Source organism: Geopseudomonas sagittaria (genome assembly GCF_900115715.1).
GTDB classification, from domain to species: Bacteria; Pseudomonadota; Gammaproteobacteria; order Pseudomonadales; family Pseudomonadaceae; genus Geopseudomonas; species Geopseudomonas sagittaria.
Genome location: NZ_FOXM01000002.1, coordinates 72,045 through 89,817, shown reverse-complemented (window position 1 = coordinate 89,817; position 17,773 = coordinate 72,045). Strand labels below are relative to the sequence as shown.

The 17,773-nt window shown below is 68.3% G+C and carries 13 protein-coding genes; 8 read left to right on the top strand and 5 right to left on the bottom strand.

All coding sequences use genetic code 11. The features are described 5' to 3' along the window. Positions 1–92: 92 nt before the first annotated feature. Positions 93–794 carry a TIGR02391 family protein gene (locus tag BM297_RS02725; protein ID WP_092428050.1) on the bottom strand — a complete coding sequence of 234 codons (702 nt, stop codon included), beginning with the start codon at positions 792–794 and terminating at the stop codon, positions 93–95. A gap of 78 nt (positions 795–872) precedes the next feature. Between BM297_RS02725 and BM297_RS02720 the strand changes: the two genes are divergently transcribed. The 7 genes from BM297_RS02720 (at position 873) to BM297_RS02690 (ending at position 8,038) form a co-directional block, all read left to right on the top strand. Next, positions 873–1,109: a hypothetical protein gene (locus BM297_RS02720; RefSeq protein ID WP_092428048.1), complete on the top strand. Its 237-nt coding sequence runs from the start codon at positions 873–875 to the stop codon at positions 1,107–1,109. A gap of 100 nt (positions 1,110–1,209) precedes the next feature. Beyond that, positions 1,210–1,563, top strand: a complete 354-nt coding sequence (locus tag BM297_RS02715) for a hypothetical protein (protein ID WP_092428046.1) — start codon at positions 1,210–1,212, stop codon at positions 1,561–1,563. Positions 1,564–1,654: 91 nt separating this feature from the next. Beyond that, positions 1,655–1,870 carry a helix-turn-helix transcriptional regulator gene (locus tag BM297_RS02710; RefSeq protein ID WP_092428044.1) on the top strand — a complete coding sequence of 72 codons (216 nt, stop codon included), beginning with the start codon at positions 1,655–1,657 and terminating at the stop codon, positions 1,868–1,870. A gap of 60 nt (positions 1,871–1,930) precedes the next feature. Further along, entirely contained in the window at positions 1,931–2,287 is a 357-nt protein-coding gene (gene queD / locus BM297_RS02705; protein WP_092428042.1) for a 6-carboxytetrahydropterin synthase QueD, read from the top strand. A 110-nt stretch (positions 2,288–2,397) separates the two neighbouring features. Further along, positions 2,398–3,150, top strand: coding sequence for a TraX family protein (locus BM297_RS02700; RefSeq protein WP_092428040.1), 753 nt, complete (start codon positions 2,398–2,400; stop codon positions 3,148–3,150). A gap of 26 nt (positions 3,151–3,176) precedes the next feature. Continuing rightward, on the top strand, positions 3,177–4,403 hold the full coding sequence (locus tag BM297_RS02695) for an exonuclease SbcCD subunit D C-terminal domain-containing protein (RefSeq protein ID WP_092428038.1): 1,227 nt from the start codon (positions 3,177–3,179) through the stop codon (positions 4,401–4,403). Beyond that, positions 4,400–8,038 (top strand): AAA family ATPase, encoded by a 3,639-nt coding sequence (locus BM297_RS02690; RefSeq protein WP_092428036.1) that lies wholly within the window; start codon positions 4,400–4,402, stop codon positions 8,036–8,038. The genes BM297_RS02695 and BM297_RS02690 overlap by 4 nt, the downstream gene beginning before the upstream one ends. A gap of 131 nt (positions 8,039–8,169) precedes the next feature. On the opposite strand, the gene BM297_RS02685 is transcribed toward BM297_RS02690, so the two are convergent. Further along, positions 8,170–13,059, bottom strand: coding sequence for a DUF4011 domain-containing protein (locus BM297_RS02685; protein WP_175526584.1), 4,890 nt, complete (start codon positions 13,057–13,059; stop codon positions 8,170–8,172). Between the two features lie 305 nt (positions 13,060–13,364). On the opposite strand from BM297_RS02685, the gene BM297_RS02680 reads away from it, so the two are divergent. Beyond that, positions 13,365–14,282, top strand: coding sequence for a LysR family transcriptional regulator (locus BM297_RS02680; RefSeq protein ID WP_092428032.1), 918 nt, complete (start codon positions 13,365–13,367; stop codon positions 14,280–14,282). Between the two features lie 41 nt (positions 14,283–14,323). Here BM297_RS02680 and BM297_RS02675 read toward each other — a convergent pair whose 3' ends face one another. From BM297_RS02675 to BM297_RS02665, 3 genes are all read right to left on the bottom strand, one after another. Beyond that, the gene (locus BM297_RS02675; RefSeq protein WP_092428030.1) at positions 14,324–14,854 is read right to left on the bottom strand and encodes a DUF934 domain-containing protein; all 531 of its coding nucleotides are present in this window, start codon (positions 14,852–14,854) and stop codon (positions 14,324–14,326) included. Continuing rightward, the gene (locus BM297_RS02670; RefSeq protein WP_092428028.1) at positions 14,851–16,521 is read right to left on the bottom strand and encodes a nitrite/sulfite reductase; all 1,671 of its coding nucleotides are present in this window, start codon (positions 16,519–16,521) and stop codon (positions 14,851–14,853) included. The genes BM297_RS02675 and BM297_RS02670 overlap by 4 nt, the downstream gene beginning before the upstream one ends. Positions 16,522–16,647: 126 nt before the next feature. After that, positions 16,648–17,655, bottom strand: coding sequence for an AraC family transcriptional regulator (locus BM297_RS02665; RefSeq protein WP_175526583.1), 1,008 nt, complete (start codon positions 17,653–17,655; stop codon positions 16,648–16,650). Positions 17,656–17,773: the final 118 nt, after the last annotated feature.

Here is a 17,773-nt window from a genome sequence, read left to right as displayed (position 1 = left end):
ATATGCTTTGGTGGCATCGTAGGGTCATGTGAGGCTCTATATAACCAGGTTAAAATCTCGCCCCAATTTTAATACAGAGAAGCATCGGATAATTAAATTAAATTATGAGCCGCTGAGGCCTCCGCCACTTCCTCCAAGTCCTTGATCAAAGAGTTCGTCATTTCCACAACACCCTTTGCCTGAGTCAGGGTTGGCTGAAAGTCATCATGATTCAGGCGATTCCTATAAGTTGCATAAAAACCAGCCAATAAATTCCTATAGGCAGTTTTCGCATCAGTGGACAGCACTACTGGATTGTCACCCTCCCCACGCGCAAATATGGCATTCACCAACCCCTCGCCATCAGACCCAGGCGACACTCCAAATAAAAGTCGAAGCCTCGCCGATAGCACAGGGAAAGCCGCCCTGATCACAGATGCATAATCCTGAATATCAAATAGCCTATTGGTTGCTTCAAAAAGCCTTGGATCAATGTGCCCTGGTGTACCAGCTTCAGATATCAAATAATCCGCAAGAATAGGAAGATCGTAATAAACGACATCGAAAGCATCGCTCACACATAGCTGCTTATAACCACGCGGCAAGTATTTCCTTAGAAAGTTCATATGCCTCCCTAAAGAACCACAGTGATCCCATTTCGGATCAACACTTTTAACAAGAGGAATAATGATCCTCTCGAAACTATCCAAAAGGATCAGCAATGCAGGGGCATCTAGATCTTCGAATTGCCGATGCATGGAAAGAGCAATCTTGTATGCCTCTTGATATTGAGATATTTGCGCAACGCCGGACATAGCAACTTCCCTGATTTTGATCGAAAAATCGAACCTACCCCACTCCGTGCCATCACGCCACCCCGGCGAGGTATCCCCATGCCCACAGAAAACCAGTCTGCCTCGGACGAGATCCTGATCGTCCGCCAGGTCAGCCGCGACACCGACCGCTCATATACCGCCCGCTGCCCCCACTGCAGCCAGGTGATCGGCCTCGAGGGCGACGACCTCGACGAGATCCGCGGCGAGCAGTACCAGCACAAGCGCTGCGGCGGCTGGCTCGAGGTCGACAACGCCGCAGCCTTCGTGCGCGAGCTGCCGGAGGCTGCCCCGTGAACCGCCCCACCTACTGCCGCACCAGCGGCGAACGAATCGGCAGCTGCAAGTGCCTGCGCTGCCAGCCAGCACACCAGGGCAAGACCAAGGAGAACCAAGAATGAACAAGCCTTTCGCCAAACTCTTCGATGTCGACGGCATCGGCCAGATCCTGGTGGTCAAGCGCCGCGACGAACTGACCATCACCTTCCGGATGCCCAACGGCAGCATCTGCGACATCAAGCTGGGGTTCCCTGACAACGACGATGGCTGGAACCAACTCGACGCGGCGTTCGACCAGGTCGACGAGTCCACGGCCGCCAGCCTGGCGCGCGAGCAGATCGAGGCCGGCCCATTCGCCGGTCTGGGCAGCATCGACGACGAGGAAATCGAGCGGGAACAGGTCGGCGCAAGCATCTGCGAATGCGGCGACCCGGACTGCCTCAGCGGCACACAGCTCCACTGCAGCGACTGATCAGCACTGGCCGCCTGCCGCAGCCTGATCCCATCCACTCTCAACTACTAACTTAACGCTGCCCGACCGGGCGGCACGGAGAGCTATTGCCATGAACGCAGCGGAAAGCATCGACCGCCTCATGCGCCTCGATGAGGTGCTCCATACAACTGGCCTCGGTAGAAACACCGTGTACCGTCGGATGCGTGAGGGAACATTCCCGAAACAGGTTAAACTAGGCCCCAACTCGGTCGCCTGGCGGCAGTCTGACATTGCCACTTGGATGGCCAGCCTCACCGCCAGCAACGATCAATCAGTACATCAGTAAGTACATTCACACCGCGCAGTTCGCCAGAGACCGCGCCGCATAAGACTTGCGAGAAAATCAGTGGAACTGTTCAAGGAATTCACCTTCGAAGCCGCCCATCTCCTGCCCCATGTGCCGCAGGGGCACAAGTGCGGGCGTCTGCATGGCCATTCGTTCCGCGTGGCGATCTACATCGAGGGCGAGGTCGATCCCTATACCGGCTGGATCCGTGACTTCAGCGAGATCAAGGCGATCTTCAAGCCGATCTACGATCGCCTCGACCACTACTACCTGAACGACATCCCCGGCCTGGAAAACCCCACCAGCGAGAACCTCTCCAAGTGGATCTGGCAGCAGCTCAAGCCAGCTCTGCCCGAGCTGTCGCGGGTGCGCGTGCACGAGACCTGCACCAGCGGCTGCGAATACCGCGGCGACTGAGTCCCCTTGTCGGCATCCGGTCGCCGCGCCCAGCCGGCCAGATGCCGGCGCCCGGCCCTGCGCCCGCGTGCCGGGCGGGCGATGCGCCATCCGCCGCCCTCTACGCCCCGATGAACACCCCCCAAGCGTCGCGCCGCCGCGAGCGTGGCCTCGACCTGGTCAAGTGGCTGGCGCTGCTGAGCATGGCGCTCGACCACCTGCGCTTCCTGATTCCCGGTCACGCCCTGCTGGGCTGGGGCTTCGTCCCCGGCCGGCTGGCCTTTCCGCTGTTCTGTCTGGCCCTGGCCGCCAACCTGGCGCGCAGCCGGCCGGGCGCCTGCGGTCGCTCGGAGCAGCGCCACATCGCCGCCCTGCTGCTGTTCGCCGCACTCAGCGAGCCGGCCCACGACCTGATGCTGGGCAACGCCGGCAAGCTCAACATTCTCATCACCCTGGCGCTGGGCTGGGCCATCGCCTGGAGCGCCCAGGCCCTGCAGCGCGGGCCGCTGCTGCTGGCCGCCCTGCTGCTGGCCGGCGCCGTCTGGCTGAACGCCAGCCTGACCTACGGCCTGCTCGGCGTGCTGCTGCCGACCCTGTGCCTGCTGGCCCTGCAGCGCGGCGGCGCGTGGCTGGCGCTGGCTACGCTGACGGCACTGCTGGCCAACCTGACGCCGCGTCTCGGCGCCGCCCTGCTCGCCGGGCAGCCGCGCGACTGGCTGATCGCCTTCAGCTGCCTGGCTGCCCTGCCGCTGGGTTTCTGGCTGCTGCGCACGCCGCTGCCGGAGCGCCTGCGCGTGCCGGCGGTCGGCCGCTGGGCCTACTACTTCTATCCGCTGCACATGCTGGCGATCGCCGCGGCCGCCTGGCTGCTGCGCGCCCTTTGAGGGAGCGATTGTTTGATGGAGCGACCATGCGCCTGATCCACACCTCCGACTGGCACCTCGGGCAGACCCTGCACGGCCAGGACCGCGACTTCGAGCACGCCGCCTTCCTCACCTGGCTGCTGGAGCAGCTGGTGGCGCAGCAGGCCGACGCCCTGCTGATCGCCGGCGACGTCTTCGACACCGTCAACCCGCCGTTGAAGGCCCAGGAGCGCCTGTACGACTTCATCGTCGAGGCCCACCGGCGCCTGCCGCGCCTGGACATCGTGATGATTGCCGGCAACCACGACTCCGGCGGGCGCATCGAGCTGCCGGCGCCCCTGATGCGCCGCCTCAACGCCCACGCCCTCGGCCGGGTCAGCTGGCTGGACGACGGCAGTCTCGATAGCACGCGCCTGCTGCTGCCGCTGCACCGAGCCGACGGCTCGGTGGGCGCCTGGTGCCTGGCCCTGCCGTTCCTGCGCCCGGCCGAGGTCACCGGTGGCGAGGTGGGCGACGACTACCTGGCCGGCATCGACAAGGTGCACCGCGAGCTGATCGCCGCCGCCGAGGCGCAGCGCGCGCCCGGCCAGGCACTGGTCGCGGTCAGCCACGCGCACATGGCCGGGGCCGCGGTGTCCGAGGATTCCGAGCGCAACATCGTCATCGGCAACGCCGAGGCGCTGCCGGCCAGCCTGTTCCCCGAGCAGGTCGCCTACATCGCCCTCGGCCACCTGCACAAGCCACAGCAGGTCGCCGGCCAGGGTCGCATCCGCTACAGCGGCGCGCCGCTGCCGCTGTCGTTCGCCGAGGTCAACTATCCCCACCAGGTGCTGCTGGTCGAGCTGGACGGCAGCGCCCTGCGCACGGTCGAGAGCCTGCCAATCCCGCGCGCGGTGGACATGCTGCGCGTCGGCCCCAGGCCGCTGGCCGAGGTGCTGGAGCAGCTCGCCGCCCTGCCCGCCTCGGCGCTTGAGCGCGAGCGCCAGCCCTGGCTGGAAGTGCGCGTGCAGCTGGAGCAGCCGCAGCCCGACCTGCGCCAGCAGATCGAGGCCGCGCTGGACGGCAAGGGCTGCCGCCTGGTGCGCATCGCCAGCGAATATCGCGGCAGCCAGGAAGAGGCGCCGGCACTGATCGGCCTCGACCAGCTCAGCCCGCAGGAGCTGTTCCGGCGCAGCTGGCAGGCCGAATACGGCAATGACGCCGATGGCCAGGTGCTGCAGGACTTCCTGCAGTTGCTGCAGGAAGTGGAACTCGAAGGAGAGCAGTCGGCATGAAGATCCTCGCCATCCGCCTGAAGAACCTCGCCTCGCTGGCCGGCGAGCAGCACGTCGACTTCACCGCAGAACCGCTGCAAAGCGCCGGCCTGTTCGCCATCACCGGACCGACCGGCGCCGGCAAGAGCACCCTGCTCGACGCCCTGTGCCTGGCGCTGTTCGGCGAGACGCCGCGCCTGCAGCACGCCAAGGCGCAGCTCAAGGTGCCGGACGGCAGCGCCGACAACGAGGCGCTGGGCAGCGACGACGGCCGCAACCTGTTGCGCCGCGGCACCGCCGGCGGTTACGCCGAGGTGGATTTCGTCGGCATCGACGGCAAGCGCTACCGGGCGCGCTGGGAAGTGCGCCGCGCCCGCGACAAGGCCAGCGGCAAGCTGCAGAACAGCCAGCAGAGCCTGCGCGACCTGGACGGCGACCAGCTGCTGACCAGCAACAAGAGCGAGTTCCGCGAGCAGATGGAGCTGCGCCTGGGCCTCAGCCTGCAGCAGTTCACCCGCGCCGTCTTGCTGGCGCAGAGCGAGTTCAGCGCCTTTCTCAGGGCCAACGACAACGACCGTGGCGAGTTGCTGGAAAAGCTCACCGACACCGGCCTGTACAGCCGCATCGGCAAGGCCGCCTTCCTCGCCGCCAAGCGAGCGCGCGAAGCCCTCGAACAACTGGAGCGCGACGCCGGCGGCATCCGCCCCCTGGCTGCGGACGAGCGCCAGCTGCTGGAGCAGCAGTACGCCGAAGCACAGGCGCAGCTCAAGAGCGCGCAGCAACAGCTGCACAGCCTGCAGCAGCAGCGCCAGTGGCTCACCGAGTTGGCCCGCCTGCAGGCCGACCAGCAGGCCGCCCAGAACCAGCTGGACGCCGCGCGCACCGAGCACGACGGCCTGGCCGGCGAACGGCAGACCCTCGCCCTGCTCGAACAGCTCGCCCCCGAGCGTCACCGCTTCGCCCGCCAGGGCGAACTGGGGCCGCTGCTGGCCGAGCGGAGCGCCAGCCTGCAAGGCCACGGCGAGCAGCAGCAGGTGCTGCAGCAGCGCCTGGGCGAACTGGACGCCGCCGCCAGCCTCGCCAAGACACAGCTGGAAGCCGCCGAACAGGCCCGCCAGCAGGCCGAGGCGCCGCTGCGCCAGGCGTTCGGCGAGGAGCAACGCCTCGCCGAACTGCAGCAGGAGCTGAGCAAGGCACAGCAGGCCGAACAGCGGGCCCGCGACGCCTTCAGCGCGGGGGAAACCGCGCTGAAGCAACTGCAGGAGCGGCAAGCCCGCCTGGTCAGCGAGCAGAACCAACTGGCCGAACGCCTGCAGCGCAGCGCTGCCCTGCACGCCCTGTGCTCCGCCTGGGACGGCCACCGCCCGCGCCTGCAGCAGGTCGTGCAACTGGCCAACCAGCTGGCCAAGGGCCACGAGGAACTGCCTACGCTGGAAGCGGCCGCCACACAGGCAGACGAGCAGCTGCACCAAGCCCGCCAGCAGCTCGACGCCCTGCAGCGACAACTCAGCGGCAGCGCGCCGGCCGAACAGCTCGCCAGCCTGCAGCAACAGCTCGATGCCTGGCGCCCGCAGCTACGCACGTTGGACGATACTCAACGGCTCTGGCAGCGCCGCGAGGAGCTGGCTACGGCTCTGGCCAAGGCACAAACGAGCGCCGCCGATCTGTATGCCCGGCGCGCGCAGTGCGTGGCCAACGGCAAGGCGACCAGCACCGAACTGCAAGGCGCGGAGCAGGCGCTCAAGGTCACCCTCGACCTGCTCGAGCGCCAGCGTCTGGCCCGCAGCGCCAGCGTCGAGCAACTGCGCGCCCACCTGCGCGACGGCGAACCCTGCCCGGTGTGCGGCAGCGCGGAACACCCCTATCACCAGCCAGATGCCCTGCTCCAGGCCCTCGCCAGCCAGGACGAGGCCGAAGCGGAACGTGCCCAGCGCCAGGTCGACCAGCTCAAGGAGCGCCAGGCCGAGCTGCGCGCCGAGTACCGCACGCTGGAACGGCAGCAGGGCGAAGCCGGTCAGGAGCAGGAACGGCTCGTCGGCGAGCTGGGCACCCTGGACCGCGCGCTCGCCGCGCATGCCGAGCTGCAGGCGCTCCCCGACGAGCAGCGGGGCGACTGGCTCGCCGGCCAGCTTGCCAGCCTGCGCCAGTCCATCGAGCAGGCCGAGCAACGCCAGGGCGAACTGCTCAAGCTGCAGCGCCAGAGCGAACAGCTGCAGCGCCAGCAGCTGGAGGCCGAGCAGCTCAGCCAGACCACAAAGCGCAATCTGGAACACCAGCGCCAACAGCTGCGCGCCGACCAGCAGCGCCTGGACACGGAGCTGCAGACCTTCGCCACGCTGCTGCCCGGCGACTGGCTGGCGCGCTGGCAAACCGCGCCGGCGGTCACCTTCATGGAGCTGGATCGCCAGGTCGCCGAACGCCTGCAGCAACTGGACGCTCAGCGCGAACTGGACGAGGAATACCGGCAACGGCAGACCACTCTGGACAAGGAGCACAACGAGCAGACCCATCGCCAGAAAGAGCTGCAGGCTTGCAGCGCTCGACAGGGCGAGCTGGACGCGCTGCGCCACGCAACCCAAGCCAGCCTGCGCCAGTGCCTCGGCGAGCAGCCGAGCGCCGCCGCCTGGCAGCAGGCGCTGGAGCAGGCGCAAAGCCGGGCGCGCACTGCCGCGACGACCGCACAGCAGGCACTGCAGGACGCCCACAAGCGCCAGGTCCAGCTCGCCGCCGAAGGGCAGAACCTGCGCCAGCGTCTGCAGGAACTGCAGGAGGAAAGGGCCGGACTGGACCGCGAACTGACCGCCTGGCGCGCCGGCCACCCCCAACTCGACGACGCCACCCTCGCCGCCCTGCTCGCTCGCCCGGCCGGCGATCTCGTCGCGCTGCGTGCGCAGCTGAAAGCCGCCGAGGACGCCGTCGCCCAGAGCCGCGTGCGCCTGGAGGAACGCAGCCAGCAGCTGGCCGCGCACCAGAGCAAGCAGACTGAAGCGCCCGAACCAGCGGCACTGGAACAGGCCCTGGCCGAGCAGCAGCAACGCGGCGAGCAGACCGAGCAGCACTGCGCCGAGCTGCTCGCCGCCAGGAAGGAAGACGACCGGCGACGCCAGCAGAGCAACGAGCTGCTGACCCGCATCGCCGCCGCGCAGGCCGAGCACCAGCGCTGGGGCCGTATCGAGGCGCTGATCGGCTCGGCAACCGGCGACAAGTTCCGCAAGATCGCCCAGGGCTACAACCTCGACCTGCTGGTGCAGCACGCCAACCTGCAGCTGCGCCAGCTGGCCAGGCGCTACCGCCTGCAGCGCGGTGGCAGCGCGCTGGGCCTGCTGGTGCTGGATACCGAGATGGGCGACGAGCTGCGCTCGGTGCACTCGCTGTCCGGCGGCGAGACCTTCCTCGTCTCGCTGGCGCTGGCGCTGGGCCTGGCGTCGATGGCGTCGAGCAAGCTGCGCATCGAGTCGCTGTTCATCGACGAGGGCTTCGGCAGCCTCGACCCCGAGTCGCTGCAACTGGCGATGGACGCGCTGGACAACCTGCAGGCGCAGGGGCGCAAGGTGGCGGTGATCTCCCACGTGCAGGAAATGCACGAACGCATCCCGGTGCAGATCCGCGTGCAGCGCCAGGGCAACGGCGCCAGTGCGTTGAGCATCGTCGGCTGACAGCCGCCCTCACCGGCCCCTCTCCCCGCGGGGGAGAGGGGAGCAACGCACCACAGCCGCAAACCCCGTCGCGGACTGCCCCCTCTCCCCCGCGGGGAGAGGGCTGGGGTGAGGGGAAAAGCCGCGCGCCGCTACGCGCCAGCCTTCGCCCGGCTCCGCTCCAGCAGCCGGCGCAGCTGCTGGTCGAGCTTGTCGAGGGTGCCGGCCGGATCCAGCCAGTAGTCGGTGGACCACAGACGGAGGATCTCCCAGCCCAGGCCGCGCAGCACGCTCTCGCGGATCTTGTCGCGGTCGCGGGCGGTGGCCGAGCGGTGGTAGGTGGCGCCGTCGCACTCGATGCCGGCCAGGTAGCGCCCCGGCGCGTCGGGGTCGACCACGCCCAGATCGATGCGGAAGCGCGACACGCCGACCTGCGGGTGCAGGGTCCAGCCCTTCTCGGCCAGCGCGCGCGCCACCGCCTCCTCGAACGGCGAGTCGAAGCTACCCACCGAGCCGTGCACCGCCTCGTTCAGCGCGCGCGCGCCGCGCTCGGCGAATTCGAGGAAGTGCTTGAGGTCCTTGACTCCTTCGGCGGCGCTGCGCGACAGGTCGATCAGCTCCGGACGCAGGCTGGAGAACACCTTGAGCTCGGTGCGCGCGCGGGTGATCGCCACGTTGAGGCGCCGCTCGCCGCCGCTCTTGTTCAGCGGGCCGAAGTTCATGCTCAGCGTACCGACGCTGTCCGGGCCGAAGGTGGTGCTGAACAGGATCAGGTCGCGCTCGTCGCCCTGCACCGACTCGAGGTTCTTGACGAACACCGGCTCGATCAGCGCCTCGTCGAAGTGCCGGTCCAGCGCCGGATTGCGCCGCCGCGCGGCGTCGAGCAGGTCGAGGATCAGGGTCTGCTGCTTCTGGTTGAAGGTGACCACTCCGAGGGTCAGCTGGCCCGGCTCGACGTCCGCGAGACGCTGCTCGATCTCGGCCACTACCGCATCGGCCTCGGCGCGGTTGGTCTGGCTGCCGCCACGGTCGTAAGTGCCGGCGACGAACTGCAGGTTGACCGCGCGATCCTCGGTGGCCGGCGACGGGAAGGTGATCAGCCCGCCCTTGTAGTAGCGGTGGTTGGAGAAGGTGATCAGGCTCTCGTGCCGCGAGCGGTAGTGCCAGGACAGGTCGACGGTCGGCAGGTTGGCGCCGAGCAGTTCGTCGAGGATGCTCTCCAGGTCCTCGTCGTCGCTGCCCTCCTCCTCGCCGGCCTGCGCCGCGCTGAAGAAGCTGGTCGGTGGCAGCTGCTTCGGATCACCGACCACCACGGTCTGCCGGCCGCGGGCGATGGCGCCGATGGCGTCCCACACGGTGATCTGCGAAGCCTCGTCGAAGATCACCAGATCGAACGGCTGCTGGTCGGCCGGCAGGTACTGGGCGATCGACAGCGGCGACATCAGCAGGCAGGGGGTCAGTGCGGCGATGGCGTTGGGCGTCTCGGCGAGCAGCTGGCGCAGCGGCTTGTGCCGGGTCTTCTTCTCCAGCTCGCGACGGATCACCCCGAACTCGGAGGATTTCTGCGCATCCTCGCGCTCGACCAGGCCCTGGCGGATGCGCGTGCGGATGTACTGGGCGGTGATCTCGCGCACGCGGTCATCGAGGGCGCGGAAGCTGGCGATCTTGCGCTCGTGCTCGACCGCCACGAAGTTGCGCAGCGCCGGGGTGGCGTCGATCTTCTGCACCAGCCAGCCGCGCGCGTAGTTGACCTCCAGCGCGCGCTGCGCCTGGCCGGCCGGCACGCGGCCCTGCTCGATGGCCTCCACCAGCGGCAGCAGGCCGAGCGCCAGCGCCTCGCCGCGCACGCGCAGCCAGGCGCACCAGGCATGCAGGCGGCCCTGGGCGGCGTCGAGGCGCGCGGTCAGCTCCAGCACCTGCTCGAGGCCGGAGAGGCCAGGGCTGTACAGCTCGTCCGCGCTGCGTCCGGCAAGGCTGGCGAACTCGTCCAGCGCCTCGGCGAAGTTGTCCTGCAGTTCGAGATAGCGGCCGCACAGGCGGCCGACCGGAGCGTCGGCGGCGAGCAGTTCGTTGGCCTCCACCACCAGCAGGCGCAGGCCGCTGCGCAGCGCGGCCAGCTGCTCGGGATCGGTGGCCAGCGCGGCGAGCAGCTGGCGCAGGCGCCAGGCCATGTCGGCCAGCACGCGCAGCTGCGCCGGGTCGGAGTCCAGGCCGCACCAGCCGGGCAGGCCATCGACCCGCGCCAGCAGCGGCTGCAGCTCGGCGTGGATTGCCTGCAGCTCGGCCAGGCGCGGCAGGTCGGTGACGACCTTGGCGCCCTCGCCGACGCCGGCCTGCTCCTGCAGCCAGGCGTGGAACTGGCGCTGCTTGAGGATCGTCAGCGGCCACCAGCTGCCGTCGACCTCCTGCCAGCGCCGCTCCAGCGCCGCCAGGTCCAGGGCCAGCAGGCGCTCGCGCGGCCAGCGCAGCGACAGCTCGTCCTCGGTGGCAGCGAAGCGCTCGAGCAGGCCGACCGCCTTGTTCAGCGCGTCGAGGCGCTCCAGCACGTCGCTCTGGAAGGCGAAGCCCAGCTCCTTGCCGATGGTCTGCGGCAGCAGCTCGAGCAGCTGGCCCAGGGCGACGAGCTGACCGCGGCCGTTGAGCGGGCGGATCAGGCCGAGGCGCTGGCTCAGCTCGACCAGGGCGCCCTGCAGCGTGCGGGCCCGGCTGGTCAGGGTGGTGGCCTGCTGCAGCAGGGCCTGCTGCCAGGCCATGCTCCACTCCTCCACCTGCAGGAAGGCCAGCGGATGGTTGGCCATGTCGCCGACTTCGCCGGCATTCAGGTCGATACGCTCGGCCACCGCGCGCAGCTGCTCCAGCGCGCTCACATCGTGCTGCTCGGCGCTGGCCCAGCGCAGCTTGATCTCCGCCAGCCCGGCATTGGCCACCGCGGTGGCCAGCGCCTGGCGGATGCTCATGCCGTTGCGCTGGCGCTCGTGCAGGGCCTTGACCAGCTGGTTGAGCTCGTCGCGCAGCAGGCGCAGGCGCCGCGTCTCGCGCTCCCACTCCTCCTCGCTCAGCGCCGCGCGAGCCTGCCAGGCCTCACCGAGCTGGCGGATCACGTCCTGCTTGCGCGCCTTGTTGGAGTGCAGCTCGAGGCAGAACTCGCCGAGGCCGTGCTCGCGCAGGCGGCGGTAGACCACCTCCAGCGCGGCGGCCTTCTCGGCGACGAACAGCACGGTGCGGCCCAGCGCCAGGTTGTGGGCGATCATGTTGGCGATGGTCTGCGACTTGCCGGTGCCCGGCGGGCCGATCATCACGAAGTTGCGCCCCTGGGCGGCAGCCACCACCGCGGCGAGCTGCGAGGAGTCGGCGGAGAGCGGGGTGAACAGCTGCTCCGGCGACAGGCGCTGGTCCAGCTCGCACGGCGCGACGAACTCGCCCGTACTGGCGAACGGCTCGCGCGGGGTGTCGAGCAGGTGGCGCACCACCGGGTTGTCCTTGAGCTGCTCGACGCGGTCGACCAGATCCTTCCACATCAGGTACTTGGCGAACGAGAAGGTGCTCAGCACCACCTCGTCGGCGATCTCGAAGCCGTCCACCTCGAGCACCTCGCGGCGCATGCGGGTGAGGATGCCGGCGATGTCGAGGCCATGCTCGTCGCTGGGCAGCAGGGCGTCGAAGCCCTGGATGTCGAGGTTGAAGTCCTGGCGCAGCATCTCCAGCAGGGTGGTGTTGAAGCGCGGCTCGTCGTCGCCGAGGGTCAGGCGGATGCCCGAGCTGATCGACTTGCGGGTCAGGGTTACCGGCAGCAGGATCAGCGGCGCGCGATAGCTGCGGTCCTTCACTCCCGGGCGCTGCCAGCGCAGGAAACCGATGGCGAGGAACAGGGTGTTGGCGCCGCCCTCCTCCAGGTCGCTGCGCGCGCGGCGGTACAGCTCGACCAGGCTGGCGTCGAGCTTGTCCGTCTCCAGCGGGGCGAACAGGCGGCCCTTGGCCAGCGCGGCGAGCGCGGTCTGCGCCAGCGCCGCGGCGTCCTCGGCGGCATTCTCCGCGGCGCCGGACGGGCGCCTGGGCTGCGGGTCGATGGCGAAGGCCTTGCCGCCGGCCAGCAGATCCTCCAGCGCCGCCGGATCGGGGGTCAGCAGCGGGATGGCGACCTTGCTGTCGCGCAGGCTGAGCAGCGGGTTGCGCAATGAGAGGTCGAGCAGACGGCGCTGCCACTGCTCCAGGCGCCCGCCCGGGCCGGCGGGCAGTTCGTCACTGTCCGCCGCGGCGACCGCGGCCAGCTCCGGGGCGTCGAGCGTCTGCGGATCGGCCGGCGGTTCGCCGGCAGCGGCGTCCAGCGGGCGGATCTGCGCGGCGCGCGCCTGGGCGATGTCGAGGACCAGCACGAAACGCGCATCGTCGTTGAGGCGCTGCTGGGCGACGCGGATCGCTTCCTTGAACGGCGTGCCCTTGCCGAGCAGGCCGCTGTCGAACAGCAGCACCTCGCGCAGCTGCACGCGCTTGCGCAGGGTCAGCGCCTCCTCGCTGCAGATGCGTGGAAAGAAGCCCTCGGCGCCCAGCCACAGGCCGACGTAGGCATGCTCCTGCTCCAACACCAGCAACGGATGCAGGCCGATGCGCTCGAGCAGCGCGGCGAACAGCAGCGCGCTGTCGAGGGCGCTGGCGCTGCGGCCCTGGACGATCTGCGCCGGGCTGCGCAGACGCTGCGGCTCGGCCAGGCTGGCCGGCGCGGCCAGGGTGTCGAGACGCAGGCCGTGCAGCACGTTCCACAGCGCCGCCACCTGCAGACCGAGGCGCGTGGCGTCGGCACCGGCATAGCCGTGCAGGCTGGCGTCGTGGCCGTTGCGCTTGAGCAGCTCGCCGGCCAGCTGCAGCAGCTTGCCCACCACCGGCTGACCGGGCAGGCAGAAGGCCGCCAGGCGCTCGGGGGCTTGGCGGTAGCCTTGCCAGGTGTGGCGCTCCGGCGAGGCGATGTCCGTTAGCGTCGCTTCCCGTCCCGGGGAATGGCGCTCCTCGCCACGGGCCTGCTCCGGGAATAGGGCTTGTTCGGACATCCAGCGGTCTCCAACCGGCGGGCCGTCGACACGACGACCCGGTGCCGGCGCAGCGGCGCCGGCAGCAGTGTTCATGGGGGAAAAAGGTGCCGAGCCGCGGCTGGCCTGGCCATCCATTTGTCATGCACCTGTACGGGCGAACAGTATCCGCCGCTACCCTGCAGGTAAAGAGTTTTCCTGCAAAGTCAGACACTTGGACCGCATAGTGGAGGAGAAATTGCAGGAAAGACGATTTTCCGCCGCGACCGGGCACGCCGGCCGGCTTTGCGGCACAATCGAAGGCACCTTCGCCACCGAACGCCATCATGCAGATCGACGAAGAACTGACCTTCAAGAAGCTGGAAATCTTCCTGGCCTTCATGCGCAGCGGCAACCTGTCGCGCGCCGCCGCCGAGCTGGACACCAGCACGGTGAGCGTGCACCGCGCCCTGCATTCGCTGGAAAACGCCCTGCGCTGCCCGCTGTTCAAGCGCGAGGGGCGCAAGCTGAGTCCGCTGGAAAGTGCCCACGTGCTGGAGGACCGCGCGCAGAAGCTGATCGCCGACATGCTCGACACCGTGCGCCTGACCCGCGAGGCGGCCGGCTTCTCCGCCGAGCGTTTCAAGCTCGGCGCGCTTTATTCGCTGACGGTGAAGACGGTGCCGCAGCTGATCATGGGCCTCAAGCTGCGGCGCAGCGAGCTGAACATCGACCTGATCCTCGGCTCCAACGTCGACCTGCTCTACAAGCTGAAGAACTTCGAGCTGGACGCCATCCTGGTGTCGCTCAACGACAGCGTGGCCGACCCGGACTGCGAGTCGCTGCCGCTGTTTCGCGACGACATCTTCCTCGCCGTGCCCACCGACTCGCCGTTCGCCAACCAGGCCGAGGTCGACCTGGCCGAGCTGCGCGAAGCTACCTTCATCACCCTGACCCAGGGTTTTGCCACCCACCAGGACGCCCAGCGGGTGTTCCAGCAGGCCGGCTTCGCGCCCAAGGTGGCGATGCAGGTCAACGACATCTTCACCCTGCTCAGCATGGTCAGCTCCGGGGTCGGCTACGCCCTGCTGCCCGGGCGCATCGCCGCGGTGTACGAGAACCGCGTGCGGCTGATTCCGCTGCAGGCGCGCTACCGCATGCAGCAGCAGATCGGCGTGGTGTTCCTGAAGAGCCGCGAGCGCGACCCCAACCTGCTGGCGCTGGTCGCCGAGTGCCGGATGTATGCCAAGCGGCATGAAGGGTGAAGTCGCCGAGGCGCGGGAACCACCGAGCGCACGCTCATGCCCTACTCCTCCTCGTCCACGCCAAGGCGGCGGCGGAACAGCGGCCGCGGTTCGAGCACCGAGCGCCCGTACAGCACGCTGATGCCGTTGAGGCCCTTGAGCGCATCAACCGCCGACTTGTCCTCACGCACGGCGAAGGCGTCGAAGCCGCACTGGCGCATGTGGCTGAGCTGGTCGCGCAGCACGTCGCCCACCGCGCGCAACTCACCCTGCCAGCCCAGGCGGGTGCGCAGCAGGTAGGCTTGGCTGTAGGCGCGGCCGTCGCGGAAGCTCGGAAATTCCAGGGCGATCAACGGCAGACCGGCAAGCCAGGGCGCCAGCTCTTCCGGCTCGTCGTCGGGGGCCAGCCAGAGGCCGTCGCGGGTATCGGCCGCGCCAGCCAGCACGGCTTCGCTCTGCCGCGCGCGCCACAGCGCCAGCGGCAGCAGCAGCGGGCCGTCCGGCAGTGGTTCGACCGGCTCACGTACCCAGATCCAGGGATCGTCGGCGACAATGCGCGCGCCGCCCGCGCCCAGCTTGATCAGGTTGTTCATGCCGACACCTCCGCCTGGCGGTAGACCCGTTGCTTGAACGGCTCCAGACCGATGCGCTGCACGGTATCGACGAAGGGCTCGTCGCCCTCGCGGTAGGCGACGAAGGTGTCGACCAGCCGCTCGATCACCTCGGGAATCTGCTCGGCGCCGAACGCCGGGCCGATCACCTTGCCCAGCGCGCTGGCCTTGCCCTGGGCGCCGCCGATGGTGACCTGGTACCACTCGCTGCCGTTCTTGTCGACGCCGAGGATGCCGATGTTGCCGATGTGGTGGTGCGCGCAGGCGTTCATGCAGCCGGAGATGTTCAGGCTCAGCTCGCCCAGATCGTGCAGGTGGTCGAGATCATCGAAACGCGCCTGGATGGCCTGGGCGATGGGGATCGACTTGGCATTGGCCAGCGAGCAGTAGTCGCCGCCCGGGCAGGCGATGATGTCGGTGAGCAGGCCGATGTTCGGCGTGGCCAGGCCCAGCTCGCCGGCACGCTGCCAGACAGCGTACAGGTCGGCCTTGCGCACGTCGGGCAGCACCAGGTTCTGTTCGTGGGCGATGCGGATTTCGCCGCAGCCGTAGCGCTCGGCCAGCTCGGCGATGCCTTCCATCTGCTCGGCGGTGACGTCGCCCGGCGGCGCGTCGGCGCCGGGCTTGGTCGACAGCACCACCGCGGCGTAGCCCGGCACCTTGTGCGCCTGCACGTTGCGCGCCGCCCAGCGGGCGAACTCGGCATCGCCGGCCAGTGCGCTGCCGTAGTCCAGGTCGGTGTCGGATAGTGCCTCATATGCCGGCGGCGCGAAGAAGGCGGCGACGCGCTGGTATTCGGCCTCAGTCAGCTCGGCCGGGCCGTCCTTGATGTGCTGCCACTCCTCCTCCACCTCGCGGGCGAAGGCCTCGACGCCGAGCGCCTTGACCAGGATCTTGATCCGCGCCTTGTACTTGTTGTCGCGCCGGCCGTGGCGGTTGAACACCCGCAGGATGGCCTCGACGTAGGACAGCAGGTGGCGCCAAGGCAGCGCCTCACGCACCTGCTGACCGAGGATCGGCGTGCGCCCCAGGCCGCCGCCGACCATCACCCGCAGCAGCAGCTCGCCGGCCTCGTCACGGTACAGATACAGGCCGATGTCGTGAATCATGATCGCCGCGCGGTCCTGCTCGGCCGAGCAGATGGCGATCTTGAACTTGCGCGGCAGGTAGAGGAACTCCGGATTGACCGTCGACCACTGACGGAGGATTTCCGCCAGCGGCCGCGGGTCGAGCAACTCGTCGGCGGCGACACCGGCGAAGGCCTCGGTGGTGATGTTGCGCACGCAGTTGCCGGAGGTCTGGATGGCATGCATCTCCACCTCGGCCAGCCGTTCGAGGATGTCGCCGACCTGCTCCAGCTCGATCCAGTTGAACTGGATGTTCTGCCGGGTGGTGAAGTGGCCGTAGTCACGGTCGTAGTGGCGGGCGATGTGCGCTAGGGTGCGCATCTGGACGCTCGACAGCGTGCCGTAGGGGATGGCCACGCGCAGCATGTAGGCGTGCTTCTGCAGGTACAGCCCATTCTGCAGGCGCAGCGGCAGGAACTCCTCCTCGCTGAGTTCGTCGTTCAGGCGCCGGCCGATCTGGTCGCGGAACTGCGCGACGCGCTCGAGCACCAGGGCGCGGTCGTATTCGTCGTATTGGTACATGGGCCACCTCGTCCGACCCGCGCCCTCGCGGCAGCGGGCACTCAGGGCGGCGACTATGCCGGGACGGGACAGACGAAAACAGTGGCAGATCGGCCTGAAAAAACCGTATCAGACGCGGCGCGGCGGTCAGCGGCTCCGCCGCGCCTCGGCCCGTTGCACCGTCATGCTCGGCGTTTCGCCGAACAGCTTGCGGTACTCGCTGGAGAAGCGTCCCTGGTGGGTAAAGCCCCAGCTCAGAGCGATCTCGCAGATGTTGCGCTGCGAGCGATCCTCGAGGAGGTCCTGACGCACGGCGGTCAGGCGGTACTTCCTCAGATAGGCCATCGGCGACAGGCCGAAATACTTATTGAAGCCTTCGTAGAGCTTGAAGCGCGCCACCCCGGCGGCCTGCTCGATGTCCTCGAGGTACAGCTCCTGGCGCGCGTTGGCCTGGATGAAGTCGCGAGCGCGCACCAGGTAGTGCGGCAGCTTGACCTGCAGGCGCTCGCGCAGCTCCTGCGAGTAGTTGTGCGGCTGGGTGAGGATCAGGCCCTTGATCAGCGCGCTTTCCATGTCGCGGGTGAAGAACAGCTCACCGAACAGGTCGCGGCTGCGCTCCAGCTCGTCGGTCAGGTGGCGGACCATGCGCCACCAGGACGCCGAGCCGCCGTGGACCGCGTCCATCTCCGCCTCGAAGCTGAGCGGTACCTCCACGCTGCGCTGCAGCAGCTCCTCCAGGGTCTTGTGCACGGCCGCCTGGGGGATGGCGACCTGCAGCTTGCGGCAGTCGCCGGCGATGGTCAGCTCCTGATGCTCGAAGGGCATGACGATCACCCCGCGGTCGCGGTCGGAGCGCAGCAACTTTCCGGCCTTGAGCAGCTCCTGCTCGCCCGACAGCGGCAGGCTGAGGCTGTAGCAGTTGAGCGTCATGTCCTCGCCGACGCCGATGGTCACGTCGGTGCCGTACTGGACGTAGCCGAGGATGGTGGAGGTGGAGCGCAGCACGTTGCCGCTGTGGTGGAACTGGATGCGCTCCGGCTTGCTCGCCCTGAGCACGTGCGGACCGCAGACTTCGGACATCCAGGAACGCGCTCCGGCGAGATCGAAGCGATCGGCGGATATATCCCGACCATGCAGACCGTTGTTGTTGTTCATCGCAAGGCACCTGTTGAAGCTGTTCGACCGGTTGCGCTCTGACGGCGCTGTACATACGTACAAAGCAATTGCCATGCCACGCTTGTGCGGCCGGTTATCCGGAAATTCAGGATAGCGC